The following is a 23,823-nucleotide window of genomic DNA, read 5'->3' on the forward strand; positions in this document are numbered from 1 at the left end:
ATCCGTTATCACGCCCTCGCTTACAGGCTGCTCAGGAAAGCGCTTCGACACGAATATGGGCAACCGGTGACTGTACTTCTTCCAGGGCTTCAATCTTTATCAGAGCCCGCTTCATGACCGACTCTTTAATCGTTTCTGTGAGAATCACTACGTCGGCATGCTGGTCGTGTTCACGGGCGGCTTTCTGGGTCATGGCTGAGATGTTTATCTTGTATTCCCCCAGTACGGAACTCAGTGCCGTGATGACCCCCGGGTGGTCGTCTACGTGAATACGCAGATAGTAAGCGCACTCGATTTCATCGACAGGCAGTACTTCTGTCGATTGCATGGCATCCACGCGGTAGCCGAGTGGGAAAGGCATGGACTGAGGGGTTTCCAGGTTACGGGCAATGTCGATTATGTCTGCCACAACGGAAGAAGCGGTAGGTTCTGCGCCTGCTCCCGGGCCAACCAGCATCGTCTCGCCAATAGCGTCAGCGTTGATGACAACGGAGTTGAGTACGCCATTGATATTGGCCATCGGACGGTCGGCAGGGATCAGCGCTGGATGTACCCGAAGCTCAACGCCTTTAGCGGTTTTTCTGGAAATACCCAGATGCTTGATGCGGTAACCCAGTTCTTCAGCGTATTGAATATCGCCCGGTGTTACCTGGCTGATGCCTTCGGTAAAGGCTTTGTTAAATTGCAGCGGTATACCAAAAGCGATGGAGGCCATAATGGACAGTTTGTGGCAGGCATCAATGCCTTCGACGTCAAAGGTTGGGTCGGCTTCAGCGTATCCCAGTGCCTGGGCTTCTTTCAGTACATCCTCGAACGGACGGTTTTTGTCGCCCATTTCGGTCAGGATAAAGTTACCGGTGCCGTTGATGATACCGGCCAGCCAGTTCACATCATTGGCCGCCAGGCCTTCACGCAGGGTTTTGATAACCGGAATTCCTCCGGCCACCGCCGCTTCATAAGCGACAATGACATTGTTTTCCCGGGCGGCGTGAAAAATCTCATTGCCATGTTCGGCAATCAGGGCCTTGTTGGCAGTCACAACGTGTTTGCCATTGCTGATGGCTGTCAGGATCAGTTTTTTGGCGACATCGTAACCGCCAATCAGTTCGACAACGATATCAATGTCTGGATTGTGCGCAACATCAAAGATGTCGGTGGTCACAGATGTACGGCTAGTGTCGCAAGCTGGGTTGCCTCGACGGGTTCCTACCTGCTCAATAATGATGGGTCTGCCAGTTCGGGCAGTAATGCTTTCGGTGTTACGGGTTAATACATTGAAGGTACCGCTGCCAACAGTACCCAGACCGCATATTCCTACCTTAACCGGTTTCAAGGTGCTTCACCCTCTTAATCATGCTGGTTGTCAATGGACAGTTTGTTGTTATGAAATTTTGCAGGAAGTCTGAAAGAATATTGTTGTAGTGCCTGGATCGATACAGTACCTACTTCCTGAGCTGTATTATTTTGGCTTGTAGAACGCAAGGGGTGATTATAGCTATAAATACCGGGCTGATGCGAGCTTTGTCACTACCTCATATAGATCATGGCTCAGTTAAATCAACGTTGATGATGCTTTTGTCTAACGTTTTGTTTAACAATGGGGGTTTAGTGATCTGGTGTCCCCATATAGACTGCTTATTAAATAAAAAAATCAGTGTGTCTGATGCAACGATAACAGAGATAGGGTGGCTCAATGTGACAATACGTATAGCCAGTCTGCTTAACAGGCTGGGGTCAGGACTGAACTGGTCACGACTGATATAGTGAGCTGCCCTGACAGGTATTTTTTTTGCGAAATTATCAACAAATAGCTCCTGAAGCTGTCTGCGGATATACAATGGAAAATTCATCCTCAAATTTATTTCAAGCATTTCGACATCCTCTTTCCTATAGCCCATTCCTTTTACGGTATTGATTATGTTGTACAAATCATCTTCGAGTTCCCGGGGGCTTTTGTATTTATTGATAACCTTAACTTTGGAGTGAAGTTTCATGATACAAGGCCAGGCTGACTAAAAAGCACATAGTCGAAATATAGTTCAGATAGCATCCTACCTAAACTATAGACGACAATTTTATAATATTTCAGATTTTATTGGGCTGGGTACTTATGTCTTGTCACAAAAGTAAGAGAGTCACCCTATGTTAGTGCAGCGGGTTGCAGCGAGTAGGCGCAGATCAATATCGTCCAGCTTACGCTCTTCCAGTCTTTCTGGATCCAGAGTGATGCTGGATTTGATCAGTACGGGCTGATCAACCTGATAGTTGTTGTCCTTGTTCATGCTGGTCAATTTGTAGCCGGTGAAAGAAAGGGTTAACTCAACGTTCAGCATGCCGTCTGGTTGTGGCAGCAAACGTGTTTCTATCTTGCGTTCCTGCGGGGCGATCCAACAGCCTGGCCCCAACTGCTCTGTAATCAAATCATTAAAGGTCTTGTAGAGCAGGTTGTATGGGGTCTGAGAGGTCAGGTCGGACACTACGGCCAGCATTTTACCGGGGTAGCCGCCGCAAAATTTAATGAGTTGCTCCTGGCATTCATTTTTGAAGCGTTCACTTTTATTTTCAGTATCTTCCTCCTGACACTCATGATTTTTCACTGCGGAATGGAACTGCAAGTGTCCTTCGCTGTTGAAAATGGCAAAGTTGGAGCTTCTCAGAATATCTTTATCAAACTGTTCGGCAAGACCGTTTTGATTGATCTTTTTCGGGTCTTGACAGGTGCGCTCGTTGCAGGTAGCCCAGCTGGAGTCGCTGGCTTTATGGAGACCTTCCAGCTGGTTTAACTCCAACAGGTGAATTCTGGCGCGCAGGGCCTTACGTAAGTTGTCCATTTGATTGATGACGGATTCAGTGGGCTGCAGAAGGGCTGCCAGTGTCCGGTAATTCTTGTGGATTGCCTCATGCAGGGTTTGAAGGTGTTCAATTTTCGGGGCGGTTTCTAGTTTTGAGCTTTCTCTTTCCAGTATCGTAGCCAGTTCTTCCGATGAAAAGGTTGCAAGGAGCTGATAAAGGGCTCTTATTTCCGTCAGGACTTTTTGTTGGCTTTCTTCGTTCAGGAGGCTCCATTTTGTCTGGAGGGTTTCACCGATATTGACCATATGACCCTTAAGAAAGTGCGGTATAAAATTGCCCTGCTAGTTGTGCAGGGCAATTATCGATTATTGAGAGGCTTCGGGGAGAGCTGGTGAAGTGCTGGTTATACCCATGATTTTTGCTAGCTCGGCAGCAGGGCGGTAACCCGGAATAGCCCTGCCGTCTTCCAGAAATATGGCCGGCGTGCCATTGACGCCAAGCTTATTCCCCAGTTGAAACTGCTGATCGACCAGTGCGCCGCAGGAGCCTTCCGGTTGTGGTGCGCCTTCATTGGCAACAGCCGTGGTTGGTATATCTTTGCCGGTTTTAAGATCAGAAATGGCCTTGTTACGATCTTTTGCGCACCATGCGTTGACCATCTTGCTGTAGGCCGGGGATTTTGCTCCACCCCTCGGGAAGGCCAGGTAGCGCAATTCTATACCCAGATCATTCATTGCCTGCACTTCCTGATGGAGTTTTCGGCAGTAACCGCAATCAACGTCGGTGAACACATAAGCGACACCTTTAACGTTGCCTTTGGGCTTGAAGGTGATCATATCCGCAGGGTTTATTTTGTCCAGCTGTTGGGCTACGGCGGTATTACGAACACTTTCCGTTATGTTGGTGATGCCACCATCGTCTTCCAGTCGCAGCATATCGCCCCTGAGAACCATGCGACCGTCCTGGCTGGTATAGAGCACCGGTCCTCCAGTCAGAACGACCATGTAGACATTTGGCCATTCGGTTCGCTCGACACGTTCGATAGGAATATTAGGGTCACGGGACTTCAGCTGGATTTCTATCGCCTGACGGATTTCTGCCAGCTCTTTGTCGTAAGGGGCAACAGCCGTTGTTTCTGGCTTTTTAGCCGTTTCATCTTGTGCCAGAAGGGGCTGTGTGGCTATCAGTCCAGCCAGAAGGAGTAGTGCGCTATGCCGCATGAGGGTTCCTCGTTGCTATTGTTTTGATCCAGGCCTTTTGGCTGGTTTGATTGTTGTTGGTTAAAGTGTTGTTGGTTAAATCATTATTGCTAATAGGTTTGATCGGATTGTATGGCACAGAAGTTTAGCCGCTGTTGAGGCTTTGTCATCCCCGGGGGTGGTGCTTTGCGTGAAGTGTTTCTAACCGGTGCCGTGCGACATGGGTGTAAATCTGGGTGGTAGAGAGATCGCTGTGTCCGAGCAGTAATTGAACCACCCGCAGGTCGGCACCGTGGTTAAGCAGGTGGGTAGCGAAGGCGTGACGTAACACATGGGGGGAAACATCCGCTGTTATGCCTGCTGTCTGCTGGTGGTGTTTGATCCGATAACAGAAGGTCTGTCGGGTCATGGGCTGGCCCCGTCGTCCCGGAAACATGACCGGGCTGTCATTAATGTTGAGCAGCCCGGGGCGGGCGCATTTCATATATTCCAGAACCCAGGTCAGCGCCTCTTCTCCCATTGGGCTTAAGCGTTCTTTGCCACCTTTGCCGCTGATTCGAACAATGCCCTGCCGCAGGTTGATCTGATCGATCGTCAGAGTTACCAGTTCTGACACTCGTAAACCACAGGCGTAAAGCAGCTCCAGCATGCAGCGGTCACGAAGGCCCAGTGCCGTGTCAGTGTCCGGCGCCTTCAGCAGGGCTTCGACATCGGATTCGGTCAGGGTTTTCGGGAGTGAGCGTCCTTGTCTGGGCAGGTCGATATTGGCCGTGATGTCCCTGTCCAGCTCACCCTCCCTGAGCAGGAAGCGATAAAAACCACGCAGGCTCGACAGGCATCGGGCTGTTGAAGCAGGTTTGTAGCGCTGCTCATAGCGCCAGGCCAGGTAGTCACTGAGGTTGTCCCGGGTTGCCTCAGTCACCGTTTTTTGTTGGTGCTCCTGCAGCCATTCCTGAAATTGTCTGAGGTCACGTTGATAAGACGAACGGGTATTCTCACTCAGACCTTTTTCCAGCCAGAGATGCTGAAGAAATGGTGTAAAAGGTTCGTTAGTTTGAGGCGGTGCAGGCATTGGTTCGACTGGTTGGTGTATTGAGTGGATGGTATAGGAATTTTGTGCCGGCAGGCAAATGCGGACAAATAATAACGTTCCAGGTGTCGCTCATTAAAAAAATCAGCAGATTTTCAGTACTGGTCAATAATGGTTCATTGGCTAAACCGTAACTCTCCACTAATAAAAAGCAAAGCCCTATAAATTAAAAGCTGTATAAATTAAAAAGGTATCTGATATGCTGAAAAACCTGTCACGATCTCTGCTGTCTCTGTCTTTTTTATTGTTCGCCTTGCAAGGTGCGGCAATGGAAAGTGATCAAAACGAACTGTGTGTGTCAGGGGATTGTGGAACTTCGTACATAGATCAAGTATACGATTACTACAGCAAGGGATTATTTCATGAAAGCGTTTATGCTGCGTTAATGGCTACACAGCAACCCAATATTAATAACAGTCACGGAAAGTCATACCTTATAAGATCTGTCATGGCTTGTAACGTGAGAGACTCTGCCCTTTGCGTTAAACTGGCAAATAAAGTTCTGGAATATCCTGACACTGAGACTGACACTGACAGTAGCTATGGCACCCATGGCACCGCCTATACGAGCATGGCCATCGGGCTTACAAGGCTGGAGCGATTTGAAGAAAGCATAATAGCTGCGGATAACGCTTTGAAGTTTCCAGATATCGGAAATATTCATCGAAGTGCCTGGGAATCGAAGTCCGTAAGCCTGGCTCATCTGCGGCAGTTTGAGCAATGCCGGGTTGCCGCTGAGAATTCTATTCAGCATGAAGATGGTAGCACTTCATTTGTGGCCAGGCTTTACAAGGTGATTTGTCTCTATGGGGAAGGGGCATTTGATCAGTGTATAGATGCGGCTGACGCTTTTGACAGTAAGCTATTGTCCGCTCCACTCATTTATGACAGTTTGCAGCTTTACAAAGGGTACTGCCTCTATGAAAAAGGCATGTGGCACGAGGCTAGGGAAAGAGCTCAATGGCTTTTGAACCGGCAGACAGACGTTGATGCTGTCATCAATGCAAACCAGCTGAAAAAGCTTTTAGACAGTCATATTTATCCATTTACTACCTCTTTTTTGCCGAGCTTGTAGTTTTACCGGTATGCAGGGGTGCTTCTGAATGTTGGTAATAAAAAAAGCGACCGAAGTCGCTTTTTTTGATGTCTAACAAAAGTTGCCGGATTGTCAGAACAATAAATAAAGATTTTTCTGGTCCCGGTTTGAGCCGGGATCAAAGCGATCTTACTTGAGCTTTTCCTTGATGCGAGCAGCCTTACCGCTACGCTCACGCAGGTAGTACAGCTTGGCTTGACGAACGTCACCACGGCGCTTAACAGTGATGGAGTCGATCAGTGGGCTGTAAGTCTGGAATACACGCTCAACGCCAACACCGCTGGAGATTTTACGAACGGTGAAAGCAGAGTTCAGGCCACGCTTACGGATAGCGATAACAACACCTTCAAACGCCTGCAGACGCTCACGGTTGCCTTCTTTAACCTTAACTTGTACGACAACGGTATCACCCTGTGCGAAGGCAGGGATTTCCTTGTTCATTTGCTCGTTTTCGAGCGCTTCAATAATTCTGTTCTTGCTCATTTTAACTTTTGCTCCCGATAGTCAAGATTTCCGCCAAGTAAGGGGTTTACCCCTTGCTGGCTTCACTGTGTTCACGCTGGAACTCAGCGAGTAATTTCTTTTCCTCGCCACTCAGCTCACGACCTTCAAGCAGGTCAGGGCGTCGCAGCCAGGTTCTGCCCAAAGACTGTTTCAGGCGCCATTCGCGAATCCGCTGGTGGTTGCCTGACATCAGAACTTCCGGCACTGCCTGTCCTTCGAAAACTTCCGGACGGGTATAGTGCGGGCAATCAAGAAGGCCGTCCGCAAAGGAGTCTTCTTGGGCGGAATCCTTATGACCCAGGGTGCCCGGTACAAAGCGTGATACTGCATCAATCAGGGTCATGGAGGCGAGTTCGCCACCACTTAATACGTAATCCCCAATCGACCATTCCTCGTCGATTTCGTTGTTGATTACGCGCTCATCAATACCTTCATACCGCCCCGCTACCAGAATGATCCGCTTTTTCGCGGCGAGTTCCTGAACCCCTGCCTGATCTAACGGGCGTCCCTGGGGAGACAGGTATATCACTGTGGCATCGGTTCCAGCAGCCTGTCTGGCTGCATGGATGGCGTCACGCAGAGGTTGAATTTTCATCAACATGCCGGGACCACCGCCATAAGGTCGGTCATCCACAGTCCGGTGTTTGTCGTGGGTAAAGTCCCGGGGATTCCAGGTTTCTACCGCTACGCTGCCTTCTTTAACGGCTCGCCCGGAAATACCGTGATCGGTAATCGCGCGAAACATTTCAGGAAACAGTGTGACCACACCGAACCACATATCTGCCGTTATGGCGTCATCGTTTTGATGTTCCATAACGGGTTAAAATTCCGGATCCCAGTCAATCCGAATGAACCCTGCTTCAGGGTTCACTTCTGTAATCACCTGATCGACCAGCCAGGGCACCAGGCGCTCGGACTTGTCGATGCTGCCCCGGCAGGGGCGAATCACCAGAACATCATTGGCTCCGGTTTCCATCAGGTGACTGACTCTGCCCAGAAGAAGGTCTTCGCCTGCATCGCTGCGGGTGATGACATTCAGCCCTTCGAGTTCATGCCAATAAATTTCATCATCGGCGGCCTCGGGCAGCTCGCTGGCGTGTACCTTGATCTCGGCGCCACAATACTGGCGGGCGATATCCCGGTCATCACAGCCTGCGATGTGCGCGACCAGGCCCTTTGCCTGACGGCGGCCCTGATCGACTTCAATGGTCTGCTGGCGACCATTGTGATCCAGAATCCAGTGCTTGTAATCCAGAATGTTGGTCATGGGGTCCGTGTGTGAATACACCTTTACCCAACCCTTGATCCCGTATACAGCAGTGATTTTTCCCAGAGTCACAAGACCCTTGCTGGATGCTTCAACTGCAGCTTTTGTCACTGGTAAATTCCTTCAAACAGCGGATTAAGCAGCTTTCTGAGCTTCTTTAACCAGCTGGGCTACGCGATCGGACATGCCTGCGCCCTGGCCCAGCCAGAACTCAACACGTTCGTTGTCTACACGCAGACGCTCTTCCTGACCACGGGCAGTAGGGTTGAAGAAACCTACGCGCTCGATGAAACGGCCGCTGTTAGCCTTACGGCTGTCAGCTACGGTCAGGTGGTAAAATGGGCGCTTCTTGGAACCGCCGCGAGCGAGACGAATTGTTACCATGGAATGGGTTTCCTGTAATCGTGGTCCGGCAACTTTTGCATCGGTATTCTGGCTTGCTTCTTTTGCTTATGAAATAAGCATTTTCTGCAACTACAAAACACCATGACGGGTAAACCCCATCGCAAAGGGCGCATATTCTAAGGAATAAAATCAATGCTGACAACCAGAAGTGGTTTATTAATGGTGCAAAGAGGACGGCAAAATGCAGCTGAAGGGTGAAAGATAAAAAAATACCGTTTCAATAACAAAATGATCTGATACCTGCTTTTTGCTGGCATAGACTCCTAGCCCCTACATAACTGATGAAAGGTATGGTTTTAATTATGAGAAGATATGCCGTATTAACCGGTTGGCAAGATTATTTGTCCTGTATTCTGGCTGGCTTGTTTTTTGTTTCCACAGCTGGGAATGGAGCACCAGTACATTTTGATGACAGCGCAGCTCTTTCCTCTGTAACAGAAGAAGCGGCAGATTCATCTCACAGAGTTCGGCGTGTTGTTGGAGGACAGCCTGCAAACTGGAGTCGTTATCCCTGGCTGGCAGGTCTGGAGCAGATAAGCAGGAGGGATCGAGCACAATTACTGGCAACTTCACCGGCTCCTGCTTTATCAACCACGAGTCCGTCTTCATTATCAACTCCCACCCCCACCCCCAACCCCACTCCCTTTTTGAAGAGTTCTGTTTCAACTGGCGTTCTGCCTTCTGTTTTAAAGATAAAAAAATACGCGGAGACGTCAGACTTTAGTTGCTCTGCTGTTCTGGTTCATCGTTCCTGGGCCATGACGGCTGCGCACTGTCTGGATGGCAACAAAGAAAAGGCGTTGAGCAAATTTGTCAAAATTTCTTTCCTGGACACTGCTGAAGATAAAGTGATGGTAAGAACCAGTCGTCTCTATGTGCGTCATCCAGACTACAAGGACGAGAGCAATCGTAATGATATTGCTTTTATCCTGCTTGATAAGCCGGTCGACAATATCACCCCGGTAAAGATTGACTGGAGCAATATTTCTGACCATGTCATCGAGTTAACAAAGCCTGAAGCAGACGTATGTGGATGGGGGCGCAAAGAAGCCAGAAAGGATGTTGACCCGGATCGTCTGCAATGCGCTTCCCTGAATCTGGTATCTGGGAGAGTATGTAATGAATTGTATAATCCCTATAAAGATCGGGGGCTTATCAGTTTATCGGATTCTGAGCTTTGCGCAGGCAATGTACTGCATAAAAAAGATGCCTGCTATGGGGACAGCGGTGGCCCTCTGTTTCAAAATAAAATAAATCCGAAAACCGGAGAAGCAGAAGCGTATCTGATTGGTATTGTTACTCATGGTGATCGCTGTGCAAAGCGGCAAAAACCAGGGGTTTATGCGCGGCTTTCCCATTTTGAACACTTTGGAAGGTGTATTCTTGAAGACGGTGTTGAGTGTGACTACGTCTGGAATTCCCTTACTAAGCGACAGCGAGAGAAAGCAGCGGCGATCTTTAACAGTCATTCTGACTCATCAATAAGGCAGTCCGATTAGTACATCGTTTCATTATTTTACTTTTGACTTGTAGGTTGGGAGAGCATAAACGTTGCACTCTTCCCAGCCTACGCACTCGATGATACGGGGCAAACGACAAATGCCGTTTGCAAATACTTGAATGCGAACTATTATCGTTTGTGACTTGATATCAAGTCGATTGAACCGGTAAGTATTCCCTTAGTTACTTGTGGTGACGTTCTGATGAAGTCAGTCTCTCTACCTTTTATGATTGCGGCCTCGGCCTTTTTTTCCGGCAATGCCTTTTGTGCGACGCTATCTGGCGGCAGCTCGCCGACCAGCTCTGAGTTGGAGTCCTGGAAGACAAAGGAATATTATACGGATTATTGTGATTATTTTGAGGGCAGGAACCCCGAGAAAGTGGTATGTGGTGAGGAATATTGCCATGACAGGATTAAAGGTGCTAGAGCTTTTGATAGCCCGGCTTCGGTGATTTCTGTCATTGAATCTTATAATCTTGCAAGTTATATCCGTTATAAATCCGATACTGTCGGCACTGATATCGAGAAATTCTGTGTTGATGACTCACTACTCAGGAATAAAAATGCCAGCCACTCCGGCGGTGAGCTTGAAGGAGTTTTTTTTCGGGGGGTTCTGAAGCTTCAGGAAGTCCAGAATGGTGAGGTTCACTATATACCCTTCAAAACCTCAAAGCTCAGCAAGCAAGATGATTTAGGCTCCGGGGCAATGAATTACAGCCTGACTCTTTCAGACCAGAAGGACCCTTCGAAATTCACTGACGATAAAATAAAGTTGGTGGCTGCGGAATGGTTAGCCTTTCGACGTGTTTTAAATAAGGTCGACAAAAAATTTGAAGAGACATTACCTGACGATATGAAGCTTGACACATCCTCTTTAACGTTGACTGTCACGCCTGGGGAAAATCCCGGCAAGCCATATGAGACCCGTTTGACCGGACTGCTGAAACTACCTCTTGAAAACCACGTTAATATAAATTTCTACTCGGCTGCCATCCGCTTTGCCAAGCCCGGATTTAACAACTTCAGAAAGAATATCCGATACAAAAGATCGGTCAGTATGATTCCAGATTATGTGGATTCAAATAGTGAGCAGATGAGTAACGGGGGGGCGTTCAAGCTCGTAGAAATCAGACTGGAGCCTGTAAACTGAGGCGTGGCGCAGATTGTATTTTCATAGTAAAAGCCGGGATTTTATGCCCGGCTTTCTCACCCTGAACATTCTGGCTGATCAGAAAGGGAACTTCTTACCGCCGCCCGGTGGCATCATGCCGCCCATGCCGCCTGGCATTTGCCCTTTCATGCCGCCCAGTCCGCGCATCAACTTGTTCATGCCGCCTTTTCTGGACACCTTTTTCATCATCTTGGACATTTGCTTGTGCTGTTTGATCAGGCGATTAATGTCTTGAATCTGGGTGCCGGAGCCTGCTGCGATACGCTTTTTACGGGAACCGTTCATGATGTCCGGATTGGCGCGTTCAGCCGGAGTCATGGAGTTGATAATGGCTTCCATCTGGACAAACACCTTGTTGTCCATCTGTCCAGGCATGTTGCCAGGCATACCCGGCATGCCCGGCAGTTTGTCCATCACGCCAGCCAGACCGCCCATTTTCTTCATTTGTTGCAGCTGGTCACGGAAGTCTTCGAGGTCGAAGCCTTTGCCTTTTTTCAGCTTGCTCGCCAGTTTGTCGGCTTTTTTCTTATCAAGCTTTTGCTCTGCTTCTTCGATCAGGGAGAGAACGTCACCCATACCGAGAATTCGTGAAGCAATACGATCCGGGTGGAACGGGTCCAGGGCATCGGTTTTTTCACCAACACCGATAAACTTGATGGGCTTGCCGGTGATGTGGCGCACGGACAGGGCTGCACCACCACGGGCATCACCGTCTGCCTTGGTCAGGATGACACCCGTCAGTGGCAGGGCATCACCAAACGCCTTGGCGGTGTTGGCTGCGTCCTGACCTGTCATGGCATCCACCACAAACAGAGTCTCTACCGGATTGATGGCTGAGTGCAGAGACTGGATCTCGTCCATCATCTCGCTGTCGATATGCAAACGACCAGCGGTATCGACAATCAGTACGTCGTAATGACCAATGCGGGCTTCCTGAATCGCAGCGTTGGCGATATCCACAGGCTTTTGCTGGATGTCGGACGGGAAGAAGCCAACGCCGACTTCACCGGCCAGGGTTTCGAGCTGTTTGATCGCAGCCGGACGGTAGACGTCGGCAGACACCACCATGACCTTTTTCTTGTGGCGTTCTTTCAGGAATTTGGACAGTTTGGCGACAGAAGTGGTTTTACCCGCACCTTGGAGACCGGCCATCAGGATGACTGCCGGAGGCTGGGTCGACAGGTTCAGCTCGTCGTTAGCTGCGCCCATCACCTCGATCAGTTCAGCCTGAACGATTTTGACAAACGCCTGGCCGGGACTCAGGCTGGCCTGAACTTCCTGACCAATCGCACGCTCCTTGATGCGATTAATGAATTCTTTGACCACTGGCAGGGCAACGTCCGCTTCCAGCAGCGCCATGCGCACTTCGCGCAGGGTTTCTTTAATATTGTCTTCAGACAGCCTGGCCTTGCCGGTGACGCTTTTTAACGTTTGCGACAGGCGTTCGGTTAAATTTTCAAACATTCTGTATTCCCGGAGCCACTGTTTAAGAAGGTGACTCATAGAAGGTGTGAAGCAAGTTGTTGTGCATTATATCCAAATTTGGGCTGAAAGGGGCAGAGTCCTGTTAATTGAGTCTTATCCTGACATGTGACACACTCACCCGATAACAATACCGCATGGTTGAGGGTGTCACGGGCGAAATGAATGTTATGCTGGCGAGTATCGGGGCGTTTGTGTTTTATTGTCTGGGGGCTGTGACTCAGGGACGCAGGGTCTTCAGCCAGTCCGGGTCTCGCCAAATGGTGCTGGCTGCAACGGCTGCCGGGGCGGTTTTTCAGGCGGTTGCCCTGTATCTTTTGCTGCACGGGCCGGATGGCATCAACCTGGGCTTGTTTAATATAGCCTCCCTGAGCTCTCTGATGGTGACCCTGGTGGTGCTGTTCAGCAGCCTGCGCAAGCCTTCGGAAAGCCTTTTTCTGCTGATTCTTCCTTTTACTCTGTTAACGGTGCTGCTGGCCTGGCTGGCGCCGGTTGACCATATTGTCTGGCGACCGCCCTCTATGATGGTGACCCATGTACTACTGTCTGTTCTGGCTTACGGAATTTTGATGGTGGCAGCGTTTCAGGCATTAATGCTCTCCTATCAGGAGCGGCAGCTTAAACAACACAATCGCCGTAAAATCATGCAGGCGCTGCCGCCTCTGCAAACCATGGAAAAATTGCTGTTTGAGTATGTCGCGGTAGGATTGATTCTGCTGACGCTGGCGTTAGTGTCTGGATTTTTGTTTATGGATGATATGTTTGCGACCCGTATTCTCCATAAAACGATTCTGTCGATTCTGGCATGGGTGTTGTTTGTCATCCTTTTGATTGGACGGAAACTCTATGGCTGGCGAGGTCAGACCGCCATGCGCTGGACGGTTGCTGGTCTGGTCATGTTGATGGTGGCCTACTTTGGCTGGCACCTGGTTGTTGAATTGTTGCTGACAAATACCTGAATAGTCAGTTCTGGCAGGGCTGCATTTTTTGTCATTCCGACGTTAAAATACAGACCGGTTAAATCATCTATAAACGAGGCGTTATCCCCCTTGAGTGAAGCATCCCTGAGTGTTCTGGTGGGCATTCTTATTGTCCTGCTGCTGTTTTCTGCTTTTTTTTCCAGTTCTGAAACCGGCATGATGGCGATTAATCGCTATCGCCTGCGGCATCTGGTGCGTAAAGGCCATGGCGCAGCCAAACGAACCCATCGCCTGCTTGATCGTCCTGATCGTCTGATCGGGATGATTTTGATCGGCAATAATTTCGTTAATATTCTCGCTTCGGCGCTGGCTACCGTGATCGCAACGCGTATCTGGGGCGACAGCGGTATCGCTATCGCCACCTTTGGTTTGACGCTGGTGGTTCTGATTTTTGGTGAGGTGACGCCTAAAACCCTGGCTGCCATGTTTCCTGAACGGGTGGCGTTCCCTGCATCGATTGTTCTGGCACCATTGTTGAAGTTGTTATATCCGGCAGTGGTTGCGCTCAACTGGATTTGCGGTATGTTGCTGAGGCCTTTTGGTATTAAGCCGGGTCAAAGCAGTCAGGACCAGCTGAATGCAGAAGAACTGCGTACCCTGGTGAACGACCCTGGTATGTTACTGCCTCAGAAACGTCGTGGTATGTTGCTGGGAATTCTGGACCTGGAAAAGGTTCGGGTCGATGACATTATGGTGCCGCGCAATGAGGTGGTGGGTATTGATCTGGATGATGATATTAAAGATATCATTGATCAGCTACACGACACTCAACACACGCGGCTGCCGGTATTCCGGGGTGATGTGAACAACATCGTAGGAATGTTGCATATGCGCAAGGTCGCCCGCCTTCTGAGTCAGGAAGAGGTCAATAAGGCAACGCTGATGCAGGAAACCATCGAGCCTTATTATGTGCCGGAAAGCACGCCTTTGCACACTCAGCTGTTTAATTTCCAGCAAACCAAAGAGCGGGTTGCGCTGGTGGTGGATGAATACGGTGATATTCTCGGACTCATCACACTGGAAGATATTCTGGAAGAGATTGTTGGCGACTTTACCACCGACGTGTCTGACAGCAGCCAGGATATTACGCCTCAGGATGATGGCACTTATATTATTGATGGGTCGGCGTCGCTGCGTGATATCAACCGGGCGCTGGGCTGGACTTTACCGACGGAAGAAGCCCGTACCTTGAATGGTTTGATTACTGAAGAGATGGAAACCATTCCTGATTCCAGTGTCTGTCTTAAAGTCGGAAGCTATAAGCTGGAAATCATGCTGGTGAAGGATAACCGGGTGAAGTCGGTGAAGGTCTGGAAGTAGCCAGACAGCGAAAAGCAAAAAATGTTACCCCTAAAGCGACCTCCTCTCTGGCAGATACATAAGATGAAAAAGCGCTTTGCCAGGTGAGATAATGCGGGAACTGATCTTTAAGCTGTCACTGTCAGATGAGCGGTTGCAGGACTACAAATGCCCGGAAGGCAGTAAGGATTTTACTTTAATTGACTCTCCGGGCGCTTTTTTATTGAACTTTATGGCTCTTTTCCGACACTTTGGATTGAAAGAATCCGTCAAAACATTCCTTAAGTCTTTTATGGGCAACAGAGTCTTTTATTATCTTTCAGTTGAAGGCTCTGTGGCTGCTTGTGGCACTTTGGCTATCGGGTTCTGTCGATTTTACTCCGTTTCGGACAGGGACGTTGTTATTGGTTCGGTGTGGACTGAAGAAAAACTACGGGGCAGAAATCTGGCGACACGGTCAATACGCCATGCCATTCATGCCATGTACCTCAAAGGTTATGAGACGTTTTATATTGATACTCAAGTCACCAATAAGCCCATGCTGAGAGCTATAGAAAAACTGGGATTTGGTGAAGCCATCGACGCCTATGAGTCCTGAGGATGAAAGAGGGTCTTGTTATGAATTTGAAAAAAATATGGAACATGGTCAATGAAGCGAGACAGATTCCGAAGATCACTATTGATTTGATGGGAGAGCAAGCGGGTGCTGATAATGACCCGTTCTTCCAGAGAGTGGCTGAAGACTTTTACAAGGATGCCAAACGACCTCACCCTAAATTCCCACTTGTCGGTTTTCTTGAGTATGGCGTAGCGGTTAATCCTTTTCCGGACAGTCATGAAGAATGGTTAAAAAGCATTGAAGGCTCAGCCCGCCGCAATATAAAAAAAGCGATTCGAAATGGCTACCGGTTTGAGAAAATAAACTATAACGATTATCTTGCTGATATTCAGGAAATTCACCAGTCGACCCCGGTGCGCCAGGGAAAAATGCCTGATGAGTTGCTCAAGGGTGAGTTAAAGCCTATAAGAAACCCTCCTTCAAAGACCAATGTTCATGATTATCCGTATTTTGGCGTACTGAAGGACGATAAGCTATTGGCTTACGCAGGCTGTCTTGTGGCAGGGGAAATGCTACTGAATGCGACGTTTTTTGGTCATGATAAATACAAATCTGACGGGTTGGTGCCCTATCTTTTTTCAGGTATCGCTGAATACCGTTACCAGCATTACCCTCACACTGTCTATTATGTTTACGATAAATATTATGGTGCCAGTGAGAACCTGAAGCGATTCAAGCGTAAGTTAGGTTTTATGCCTTATCGTGTGATCTGGAAGCTCTGAATGTTTAAAGCAACCCATTCCCCGCCACATTGAGTTTCATTGTGAAACCATAAGCCTCTGGCCAGAAAGAGGCTGATATGCCTTAACAGTGGGATATACTGAATCATACATCTGATTTACGAACACCGCATTTCTGCGGGGCTGTTCAAATCTGAAAAGACGCCAGACAAATTGACTACTCTTTCATCCCTTCAAAAATAGAGCTGCTATGCTTCGTTGAGCTTTTCAGATGGACAATAAAATCTGACTGATAAGCGAGGTAAGTCAATACTTCCGAAGTTTATATAGGATTCAAGATGAGAATGCACTTGAAAGGCACTTTTGCATTTGTTGGCGTTATACTTTCTCTTTCTCTTTCTTTTTCTTTGTGGGTTCACGCTGAAGAGTTCGAACCGGATCTTCCTGATATGCTCTTCAGTGAGGATATTGATTCAGCGCCTGATGATTTTAATGAAGATATTGACATCCTGACAGACAGGGTCAAACGAGAGGCTCGTGGAGTAGGGGGGGGTAGAGGCGGGGGCGGTGGCAGGAGTAGCGGCGGTGGCTATAAGAGCGGCGGCTACAAGAGCCACTCGTCTGGGGGCAGACATCCCAAGAGTCACTGGTCGGGTAGTACCTATCGAACTTTTGTTGGCGTCAGGCAATATATCAAATCAGCAGGCAAACAGCTTAAAGTAGAACCAGTCGGTAAGGGTTACTCTCTAACTACCAGTAAGAACACTTCTCTCAGAATAACACCAGTTCCCAGCTTTATTCGGAATAATCATCATAGAGCCAAAATTACATCTACAGTCCTGTTTAAGAAAAATCCATCGAATTTTTTATTGTTTTCGCTCAGAAGTTCTCTGGCGCGAAAGCTGTTTCATTTGCTCTTTGTTAACGACCCTGATTCTTCGAATATCTATGTAGGTTATTATGAGGATGACGAGGGTGATCTTGTTAATACCTATACCCTGAAGCCAACTATTGCTCCAACCTTACCTTTAGTCAGCATTCGCAAAAAAAACTTTAAGCCAGTTCTAATGCTGAATGCCGATGAAAGTTATACGGTTGAAGTCGTATGGAAACCTGACGAAGCAATGACATCTTTTTCCATGCCAAAAACAACCAGTGTGTCTTATACAACTACCGATGCAACTACTGATACAACTGCCTATACAACTGGTGATTCAACTACCGATACAACTGCCTATACAACTACTGATGCAACTACTGATACAACTGCCTATGCAACTACCGACACAACTACGGCTTCGGAAATTTCAGCTAGCCCTACCGTTTATTTGTTTAGCGGCAGCTCAACAACTAAAGGTCAAAATACGAATGAGGCTATTCCAACGGAAATGCCAGATTTGGCAGCTTCCCAGATTCTTATAAAGGATAAAGGCAAGCGCGTTGTGGCAGTGCTGAATCTCAGTCTGAAACCAGAGCATATTTCTTACGATAATGAAGGTGGCCATTTATTAAAGTATGGGATTGATGGCTCAAGGATTAATCTGTTAACAAAAATTCGAGAAGTTGATATCTATCACAATGTGGATTGGCATTATAGCAATGCTGCTTCTGGTGTGGGAATCTCCTTGTTGCTGACAGTTCCCGTGTTAATGGTATTAATAGCACACACGTTTTCACTATAGTGATACGGCTATCCAGAAACAGAAAGTTCTGAATCAGGGTGAATTCCGCAGGTTTATTTCACCCTTGCTTTATAACTTACCGAAGGTCTGGAAGTAGCCAGACCTTCGCTTTTCTTGCATGCTGGTTTGTATGGCTATTTTGTTCGAAAAAATGTCCCCCACTGGTCTTCTGAGTTTTCGATGGTCCACTTCGCCAGTGCTGACATCATATTGGCAACGGGAGGCGACAGATGCAGCTCTTTAAAGCCGTAATGAGGGAATAATTTAAATGACTCATCGCTCTCTATTTTTGATTTGAGCGCAGGTTGTAGCCTGTCGAACCAGCCTTTTGGTACATCGTTGTATATCCAGACTATATCAACGCTTGTACCTCCGGGAATGCCGTAACAGTTATTTTCTAAAACAGTCAGGTTTTCTTGCTTGTAGACAATGGCTTGACCGATCTCTTTTTTGTTCCATAGTCCTTCGGCCAGTAGTTGATAGTGATGGCTGGCGAACACTTTGTTTCTTGAGCTAAGGATGCTGCAATCCTGGCTTTCGCGGGTATCTTCCTCGTAATTTGTTTTTTCTGCAGATTCATCAGGCACAATTCCGAAGTAAGCGGGAATGACTTTTTCCATTCCTATGATGCCAGACTGACCTCTTTTTAACGGGATACCAGTATGCACGAAAGCTATGATTTTTTTCTGGCCCCTACGCAGTAATGGCATGATGCTGACAAAATCCTCGTTACCGCTGTCCGCAAAGATTCGGGTGGATGACTTGACCGTTTTATGTTGTTCGTCAATCTCCGGATAAGCAAAGCGTGGTGCAAATAAGCGGTATGAAAATAATCCCTTGAGCTTGATGTAGAACGGGAATGTGTCAATATAATTTGCGCCCGTGGTGGCCATAGCGTCTGCAACATTCAACCCTTCCCCTTCGCCCAGTTTAATCGAACAGTATCCATTCAGACATTTCAGCTCCTGGGGTGGCATTTCCCTGTTAAATCCGCAGGGTGGAAATGTAAATGCCCCTTCCTTAAAGGCAGTTTTGGCACCACCTACGGTTTCTGGCGTCATTTCAAAAGGTATTTTTTCATCATTACGGCCTTCCAGGTAGGCATTGATAATTAGTTCAGTCCGGTTCTTCAGGCTTGGAAATGATGAGTGAGTAAATTTGCTGGAGGCATTCAGGTCAAACGGTTTTAACAATGCTTGTGACAGATAGTGACTCCATCCAGGGTATCCGGGAAAGGGAGGGATTTTAAATTTCAAAGGCCAGAAAAATGAGTGGAAGGCGGAGTTATAGTCCAGACGTTGAGCGACGCTGGCAAGACGTTTAGGGCTTATTTTGGCAATGTTCGTAGTTCCGGGTTCTTTTTCCGTGTCGTCCCAGTAAAGTTGCTCAAGGTTACTGCATGGCGAGCCCAGAAAAGTTTCAAACTTATCGGAAGTTTGCATAAATGTTGAGGTAATGGCCCATGCACCGCCGGATGAGGCTGAAGCTCGGGAAATATGTTTTCTGTAAGGGGGCTGCATCAACCTGCTCAGGGCTTCAAGCAAAACTAAGGCGCGTGAGCCGCCACCGGATAAGGCCAGACCAACCTTTTCAGATCGGTCGTTTTGCATTTTGTCGTATTCATCATCGGATGTGTCAGTTTGGCCTAGGATATGAAGGCTCGTCATGGAATTAGCGCATGTGTTATGAGGGGGCAACGCAAAAGCAGCAGGGGGAGTGAGTGCTAATGTAAGCGCCAATAACCAAAAGAACCTGAAGAATTGAACAGCGTTCATAGTGTTTACATCAGTTCGGGTTAACAGGCTACAAGTTTAGTGTTAAACGAACTTTTTGCGACATCACACAGTAAAGCAAGTTCTGGAAAGTCATCACAACTTGCTTTGAAACAGCTTCAAGATCAGGACTGAGAAACCGATGGTTTTACTGGTTGTCGGGGGCGCAGGCCATAATCACTGTCGAAGTGAGGAACATCCAGTGGAATGCTGGCATCAAAACCGATATTGAGACATTCAGCCAGCATAATGGCCGTCAATCCCCAGACGCGGTATTCTCCATAGCTGAAGAAAGGCATCTGATAAGTGTGGTCGCTCATTTGCCATAGGTGGGTTTTCAGATTCTTTGGATTCAGCAGAAACTCCAGAGGGACAGTGAATATCCTGTCCAGCTCATCGGTATTGGCGCTGAGCTCTGGCGTTTGCGAAATGATGCCTACAAAAGGTGTGACTTCCAGACCGTAGCGGGATACAACACTGCTGCATCGTCCAACGATGCGTACCAACTGTGGCTCAAGGTGAATTTCTTCCCAGGATTCTCTTAGAGCGGTGGATAACAGGTCGGTATCTGTTGTGTCCTTTTTCCCTCCGGGAAAGGCCACTTCACCGCTATGCGTGTTCATATGAGAAGCGCGTCGGGTCAGTATCAGGTGGAAGCCGGTTTTTTGTTTGACCAGAGGAATAAGAACGGCTGCTTGTGGCAGGTTGGTATTCAGGCTTCTGTAGGGGTAACTCTGGAACCTTTGTTCTAAATCTCTAAGCATACGTTATCAATGCGATAGTGGTCCGTGTTTGTTATTATTCCCATCAAAAATCAAAACACCTTTGTTTCAGAATTACCGTTCGCATTCTGTGTGATATGAAAAAGATGCTTTACAGCGATACCTTTTGATACTAACACAGTCTTTTGAAATGTCCTGTTTTTTATGATGCCGCTTTATGTTTCTGTCTATAGACAAGCAAGAGCTCCTCGTTTTAATGTGAAATGAAAGAGTGATGAAGGAGGGGGGAATGTGAATTATTGCAGCCATTGTGGTGCCGGTGTTCGACAGGAAATACCGGCAGGCGATAATCGATTGCGGTACGTTTGTACAGAATGTGGCATGATTCATTATCAAAACCCCCGAATCGTCGCTGGTTGTCTGCCAGTATACGACAACAAAGTTCTATTGTGCCGACGTGCTATTGAGCCACGTAAAGGGCTCTGGACCCTGCCCGGAGGCTTTCTGGAACTGGGTGAAACCATTGAGCAGGGAGCTGTTCGGGAAACGGTTGAAGAAGCCGGTGCCGAGGTCAGAGTGACCCAGCTCTATACGCTGTTTAATGTGCTGCATGTTGGTCAGTTGTCGCTTTTCTTTCTGGCCGAGATGGATTCACCCGTGTTTGCTGCCGGTGAGGAAAGCCTTGATGTGCAATTGTTTGATGAACAGGATATTCCCTGGGACGAACTGGCATTTACCACTATCCGCCAGACGCTGGAATATTTTTTTTCCGACCGGCGGCAGGGAGAGTTTATCCAGCGCACTGGGGATATTGATTACAATAGTGCTATGACTCAGTCCCGACACGTGGGAAGTGTCTGACGGGCCATACTTCAAAGGCCGGTTCCTCATAGGGGTGAGCCTGCCTGAGGGCTGACACCGCAGCCTCAACCTGCTCGTCCGGGCAAATGATCTCGACTTTATACTCTCCAACATACTCCAGTTCGCCGGGCGTCCCCAGAAACGGGGTACTGTTTGCCAGCCCCCGAAACTGCCCCTGTCCCAGTGTCTGCCAGCAGCATCGGTCATAGTCGCCGAGGTGTCCTGCCCCGGCGTTAAAGACGGCGTCTTTTACAGTTTCCAGATGAGAGGCAGGTACGAAGAAACACAGTTTATGCATAGTGGTTAAAGATAGCGGTTAAAGACGGGTGTCGCGTACATTTTTAACAGCCACTCCCGGTGATGGTCCTTAGTGGTCGCTAGTCGTTGCTCGAAAGCGTTACGTTTGCCGTCGAGGTCTTCGTTGGGAAACAGGGTTTCAAGGCCAGGGACGGTTACTCCCTCGTGCTGGTCTTTCAGTGCTTCCCAGGCGAAAAGATTGGAGGGTTGCAACTGGTAGTTTTTATGGATCTGGCGGTCTACTTCACTCACTACTTCGTTAGCCGACTCATAGTGATCCTTTAAAGGTTTACCGAAGGCAATATGGACATGACCTTTCTGACCTTTAATGCCTTTGACGATGCTGTCCATGTCTTCGCCTTCAGACTTGGTGTAATGGCCGTTTTTTTCCGTTTCGTACAGTTCTCTGGCTTTCATCGTGTCACAGGGGTCGTACTCGTAAGAGATAGCCACTGGCACAATGTTCATAGAGCGAATGCTCTCTGAAAACGCTGTATCAGCCGCTTTCCGGCTCATGTGGAACATTTTGATAATGGCGCTGTCGGTCCGGTCGTCACCGTCTTTTGCCCGGCCTTCACTCTGAGCAATCCAGATAGAATGGCCATTATCAATGGAGTGATGAATATAGGCCGACAGGGTCTGGTATGCCTTCAGTTTTTCCCTGCGACCCGACAGGGAGCGTTTGACAATAAAGCTTTTGTTGAGGCGCATCAGGTCGCTGACAAACGGGCGCTGCAACAGGTTGTCGCCAATGGCAATTCGAGCGGTGTTCATCCCGTTTTTGTAAACGCCGTAATTAACAAACGCCGGGTCCATCACTATATCGCGGTGGTTGGACAGGTAAGTATAGGCGGTGCCTGGTTGCAGATTTTCTATGCCAGAATAGGTGATGCGGCTGGTGCTGGACTCGATCACATCGGACAGGTATGGCTCGACGATTTTCTGCAACGCATCAATATTGTCGACCCCTTTCAGGCGGGTTCTTAAGCCTTGTCCGGTCAGCCAGTACATAATGCCACCCAGCCACTGGGAGAGGCGTGGAAACTGATGATGTGACAGCAGATGCAGTAACTCGGCATCCTGAAGCAGGCGGTCCAGTGTCTGGCGCACTTCATCATCGTGGTAAGGTCTTATTTCGTCGAAGCGTTCCATCAGGTCGTTATTCTACGGTCAGGTTAATGGCTCAGTTGGATTATATAGCCTGTTTTTTTATTGGTCTGTAGTCAACGTGTGCCACTTTGTAACTGGGGCCGTTTATCTGGAGCCATGTAACTGGCGTAATGTAATGCGCCAGCCTGAAGCCCGGTCAGGCGATAGTGGCTTTACCGGGGTATTGTACGTATTATTCACCCAATGGTTCAGGCCGCAATTCAGCGTAGTAAGCAGAGCCGTAAGGTCAATAAAAAATGTCTATAAAAACGAAATGCCAGAGTGGTGTCTTTGCAGGTCTGACGCTGTTTTCAGTAACAGGCCTGGGTTCAGATTTTCAGCCGTTGATGGAGAAGGCTGAATCGGTCGATAGGGCAGCGATGCTGGAGGTCGGGCTCAACCTTTTGCAACGGCAGGAGAATGCGGACTCTGACCAGGCGAAAGCACTGTTGCAGCCACTGGCAGATAACGGTAACACTCGGGCTCAGTTATGGTTAGGGCGGGCTTATCGCGATGGTCTTGGCGGCATTGGGAAAGATATTAACAAGTCATTCCGGTACTTTGAGCAGGCCGGAGGGCGTGAAGGGATGAATCCTGAAGCTCAGATGGAGCTGGGGCGAGCCTATATGAAGGGCGAGGGAACCGACAGGAACTTGATAGCTGCCTATATGTGGACGGCATTGAGTGCTGAACAACAGGGGAGCTGGACCAGCAAAGCCATTAAACAGCGGCAGTCATTGCAGGATAAATTGACACCGGTCCAGTTGGAAAAAGCAAAGGAGCTGGTAGAGCAGTTACACTCTATTTATCTGAAACAGCCTTGATACGGCCTGGTTATGATCAAAATATACAGCCCGGAAAACGTCATCGAAGCCCAATGCCTTAAAGACTTTCTTGAGCAGCAGCATATTCGCTGTTTTATTGGTGGTCAGTACCTGGTTGGAGCCATCGGTGAACTGCCCATTACCGGCTTGCTCGGGCTGTATGTTGAAGATTTGGATGCGGGATTGGCCAGGCGTCTCATCTGTGATTATCTTAGTGCAACACCGGTTTTTTAATTTGTATACGCTATCTTGATTTAAAATTTAATCCTGAAAAACAACTAAATGAAACCAGGCAGTCATGTGTGGCAGAAAAAGAGGGGCTGTTGGCGCCGCACTGGGAAGTCGCTTTACCCTATGCCCGGGAGGGTACTTCTATATTGGAAAGGCTAATGGGCGAGGTGGGTGGTTTGGTTGCTGTGCTGGCTTTTAT

26 protein-coding genes are annotated in these 23,823 nt (G+C 48.3%); 11 read left to right on the forward strand and 15 right to left on the reverse strand.

Annotation, left to right across the window (positions count from 1 at the left end):
• Positions 1 to 31: 31 nt before the first annotated feature.
• From NX720_RS22465 to xerD, 5 genes are all read right to left on the reverse strand, one after another.
• On the reverse strand, positions 32 to 1,333 hold the full coding sequence (locus tag NX720_RS22465; RefSeq protein ID WP_262597659.1) for a homoserine dehydrogenase: 1,302 nt from the start codon (positions 1,331 to 1,333) through the stop codon (positions 32 to 34).
• A gap of 208 nt (positions 1,334 to 1,541) precedes the next feature.
• Positions 1,542 to 1,994, reverse strand: a complete 453-nt coding sequence (locus NX720_RS22470; protein WP_262597661.1) for a hypothetical protein — start codon at positions 1,992 to 1,994, stop codon at positions 1,542 to 1,544.
• 141 nt (positions 1,995 to 2,135) lie between these two features.
• Positions 2,136 to 3,098 carry a hypothetical protein gene (locus NX720_RS22475; protein ID WP_262597663.1) on the reverse strand — a complete coding sequence of 321 codons (963 nt, stop codon included), beginning with the start codon at positions 3,096 to 3,098 and terminating at the stop codon, positions 2,136 to 2,138.
• Positions 3,099 to 3,158: 60 nt separating this feature from the next.
• Positions 3,159 to 4,013, reverse strand: a complete 855-nt coding sequence (locus NX720_RS22480) for a DsbC family protein (protein ID WP_262597665.1) — start codon at positions 4,011 to 4,013, stop codon at positions 3,159 to 3,161.
• Between the two features lie 145 nt (positions 4,014 to 4,158).
• Positions 4,159 to 5,064 carry a site-specific tyrosine recombinase XerD gene (xerD, locus tag NX720_RS22485; protein ID WP_262597667.1) on the reverse strand — a complete coding sequence of 302 codons (906 nt, stop codon included), beginning with the start codon at positions 5,062 to 5,064 and terminating at the stop codon, positions 4,159 to 4,161.
• Positions 5,065 to 5,530: 466 nt separating this feature from the next.
• On the opposite strand from xerD, the gene NX720_RS22490 reads away from it, so the two are divergent.
• Positions 5,531 to 6,157 carry a hypothetical protein gene (locus NX720_RS22490; RefSeq protein WP_262597668.1) on the forward strand — a complete coding sequence of 209 codons (627 nt, stop codon included), beginning with the start codon at positions 5,531 to 5,533 and terminating at the stop codon, positions 6,155 to 6,157.
• A gap of 150 nt (positions 6,158 to 6,307) precedes the next feature.
• On the opposite strand, the gene rplS is transcribed toward NX720_RS22490, so the two are convergent.
• The 5 genes from rplS to NX720_RS22515 all read right to left on the reverse strand — a co-directional run bounded on the left by rplS (position 6,308) and on the right by NX720_RS22515 (position 8,963).
• The gene (gene rplS / locus NX720_RS22495; protein ID WP_262568205.1) at positions 6,308 to 6,661 is read right to left on the reverse strand and encodes a 50S ribosomal protein L19; all 354 of its coding nucleotides are present in this window, start codon (positions 6,659 to 6,661) and stop codon (positions 6,308 to 6,310) included.
• Positions 6,662 to 6,707: 46 nt separating this feature from the next.
• The gene (trmD, locus tag NX720_RS22500) at positions 6,708 to 7,460 is read right to left on the reverse strand and encodes a tRNA (guanosine(37)-N1)-methyltransferase TrmD (protein ID WP_262601633.1); all 753 of its coding nucleotides are present in this window, start codon (positions 7,458 to 7,460) and stop codon (positions 6,708 to 6,710) included.
• A 42-nt stretch (positions 7,461 to 7,502) separates the two neighbouring features.
• Positions 7,503 to 8,060 carry a ribosome maturation factor RimM gene (gene rimM / locus NX720_RS22505; RefSeq protein WP_262597670.1) on the reverse strand — a complete coding sequence of 186 codons (558 nt, stop codon included), beginning with the start codon at positions 8,058 to 8,060 and terminating at the stop codon, positions 7,503 to 7,505.
• A gap of 24 nt (positions 8,061 to 8,084) precedes the next feature.
• Positions 8,085 to 8,333 (reverse strand): 30S ribosomal protein S16, encoded by a 249-nt coding sequence (rpsP, locus tag NX720_RS22510; protein ID WP_262568656.1) that lies wholly within the window; start codon positions 8,331 to 8,333, stop codon positions 8,085 to 8,087.
• A 321-nt stretch (positions 8,334 to 8,654) separates the two neighbouring features.
• Positions 8,655 to 8,963 carry a hypothetical protein gene (locus NX720_RS22515; protein ID WP_262597672.1) on the reverse strand — a complete coding sequence of 103 codons (309 nt, stop codon included), beginning with the start codon at positions 8,961 to 8,963 and terminating at the stop codon, positions 8,655 to 8,657.
• Between the two features lie 38 nt (positions 8,964 to 9,001).
• On the opposite strand from NX720_RS22515, the gene NX720_RS22520 reads away from it, so the two are divergent.
• Together NX720_RS22520 and NX720_RS22525 are read left to right on the forward strand one after the other, a co-directional pair.
• Positions 9,002 to 9,853, forward strand: coding sequence for a S1 family serine peptidase (locus NX720_RS22520; protein WP_262597674.1), 852 nt, complete (start codon positions 9,002 to 9,004; stop codon positions 9,851 to 9,853).
• 204 nt (positions 9,854 to 10,057) lie between these two features.
• Entirely contained in the window at positions 10,058 to 11,005 is a 948-nt protein-coding gene (locus tag NX720_RS22525) for a hypothetical protein (RefSeq protein ID WP_262597676.1), read from the forward strand.
• Between the two features lie 78 nt (positions 11,006 to 11,083).
• Here the strand turns inward: NX720_RS22525 and ffh are convergent, their stop codons facing one another.
• Positions 11,084 to 12,490 (reverse strand): signal recognition particle protein, encoded by a 1,407-nt coding sequence (gene ffh, locus NX720_RS22530; protein WP_262597678.1) that lies wholly within the window; start codon positions 12,488 to 12,490, stop codon positions 11,084 to 11,086.
• 155 nt (positions 12,491 to 12,645) lie between these two features.
• Between ffh and NX720_RS22535 the strand changes: the two genes are divergently transcribed.
• The 5 genes from NX720_RS22535 to NX720_RS22555 all read left to right on the forward strand — a co-directional run bounded on the left by NX720_RS22535 (position 12,646) and on the right by NX720_RS22555 (position 17,768).
• Complete coding sequence (locus NX720_RS22535; RefSeq protein ID WP_262597680.1) at positions 12,646 to 13,467, forward strand: cytochrome C assembly family protein; 822 nt, start codon at positions 12,646 to 12,648, stop codon at positions 13,465 to 13,467.
• Between the two features lie 90 nt (positions 13,468 to 13,557).
• Positions 13,558 to 14,808, forward strand: a complete 1,251-nt coding sequence (locus tag NX720_RS22540; RefSeq protein ID WP_262597682.1) for an HlyC/CorC family transporter — start codon at positions 13,558 to 13,560, stop codon at positions 14,806 to 14,808.
• Between the two features lie 91 nt (positions 14,809 to 14,899).
• Complete coding sequence (locus tag NX720_RS22545; RefSeq protein ID WP_262597684.1) at positions 14,900 to 15,385, forward strand: GNAT family N-acetyltransferase; 486 nt, start codon at positions 14,900 to 14,902, stop codon at positions 15,383 to 15,385.
• Positions 15,386 to 15,405: 20 nt separating this feature from the next.
• Positions 15,406 to 16,128: a hypothetical protein gene (locus NX720_RS22550; RefSeq protein ID WP_262597685.1), complete on the forward strand. Its 723-nt coding sequence runs from the start codon at positions 15,406 to 15,408 to the stop codon at positions 16,126 to 16,128.
• 296 nt (positions 16,129 to 16,424) lie between these two features.
• Positions 16,425 to 17,768, forward strand: a complete 1,344-nt coding sequence (locus tag NX720_RS22555; protein WP_262597686.1) for a hypothetical protein — start codon at positions 16,425 to 16,427, stop codon at positions 17,766 to 17,768.
• A gap of 134 nt (positions 17,769 to 17,902) precedes the next feature.
• On the opposite strand, the gene NX720_RS22560 is transcribed toward NX720_RS22555, so the two are convergent.
• Both NX720_RS22560 and NX720_RS22565 read right to left on the reverse strand, forming a co-directional pair.
• Entirely contained in the window at positions 17,903 to 19,435 is a 1,533-nt protein-coding gene (locus NX720_RS22560) for a hypothetical protein (protein WP_262597687.1), read from the reverse strand.
• Between the two features lie 230 nt (positions 19,436 to 19,665).
• Positions 19,666 to 20,304 (reverse strand): CoA pyrophosphatase, encoded by a 639-nt coding sequence (locus NX720_RS22565; RefSeq protein WP_262597689.1) that lies wholly within the window; start codon positions 20,302 to 20,304, stop codon positions 19,666 to 19,668.
• 249 nt (positions 20,305 to 20,553) lie between these two features.
• Between NX720_RS22565 and NX720_RS22570 the strand changes: the two genes are divergently transcribed.
• The gene (locus NX720_RS22570; RefSeq protein WP_262597691.1) at positions 20,554 to 21,123 is read left to right on the forward strand and encodes an NUDIX hydrolase; all 570 of its coding nucleotides are present in this window, start codon (positions 20,554 to 20,556) and stop codon (positions 21,121 to 21,123) included.
• On the opposite strand, the gene NX720_RS22575 is transcribed toward NX720_RS22570, so the two are convergent.
• Positions 21,089 to 21,421, reverse strand: a complete 333-nt coding sequence (locus NX720_RS22575) for an NGG1p interacting factor NIF3 (protein WP_262597693.1) — start codon at positions 21,419 to 21,421, stop codon at positions 21,089 to 21,091. The two genes, NX720_RS22570 and NX720_RS22575, sit on opposite strands and share 35 nt — an antisense overlap.
• 5 nt (positions 21,422 to 21,426) lie before the next feature.
• Positions 21,427 to 22,572, reverse strand: a complete 1,146-nt coding sequence (locus tag NX720_RS22580; protein ID WP_262597695.1) for a 1-acyl-sn-glycerol-3-phosphate acyltransferase — start codon at positions 22,570 to 22,572, stop codon at positions 21,427 to 21,429.
• A gap of 254 nt (positions 22,573 to 22,826) precedes the next feature.
• On the opposite strand from NX720_RS22580, the gene NX720_RS22585 reads away from it, so the two are divergent.
• Positions 22,827 to 23,393 (forward strand): tetratricopeptide repeat protein, encoded by a 567-nt coding sequence (locus tag NX720_RS22585; RefSeq protein ID WP_262597697.1) that lies wholly within the window; start codon positions 22,827 to 22,829, stop codon positions 23,391 to 23,393.
• A gap of 12 nt (positions 23,394 to 23,405) precedes the next feature.
• Positions 23,406 to 23,627: a putative signal transducing protein gene (locus NX720_RS22590; protein ID WP_262597699.1), complete on the forward strand. Its 222-nt coding sequence runs from the start codon at positions 23,406 to 23,408 to the stop codon at positions 23,625 to 23,627.
• The last annotated feature ends 196 nt before the right edge of the window (positions 23,628 to 23,823 follow it).

The sequence above is a fragment of the Endozoicomonas euniceicola genome (assembly GCF_025562755.1).
GTDB lineage: Bacteria > Pseudomonadota > Gammaproteobacteria > Pseudomonadales > Endozoicomonadaceae > Endozoicomonas_A > Endozoicomonas_A euniceicola.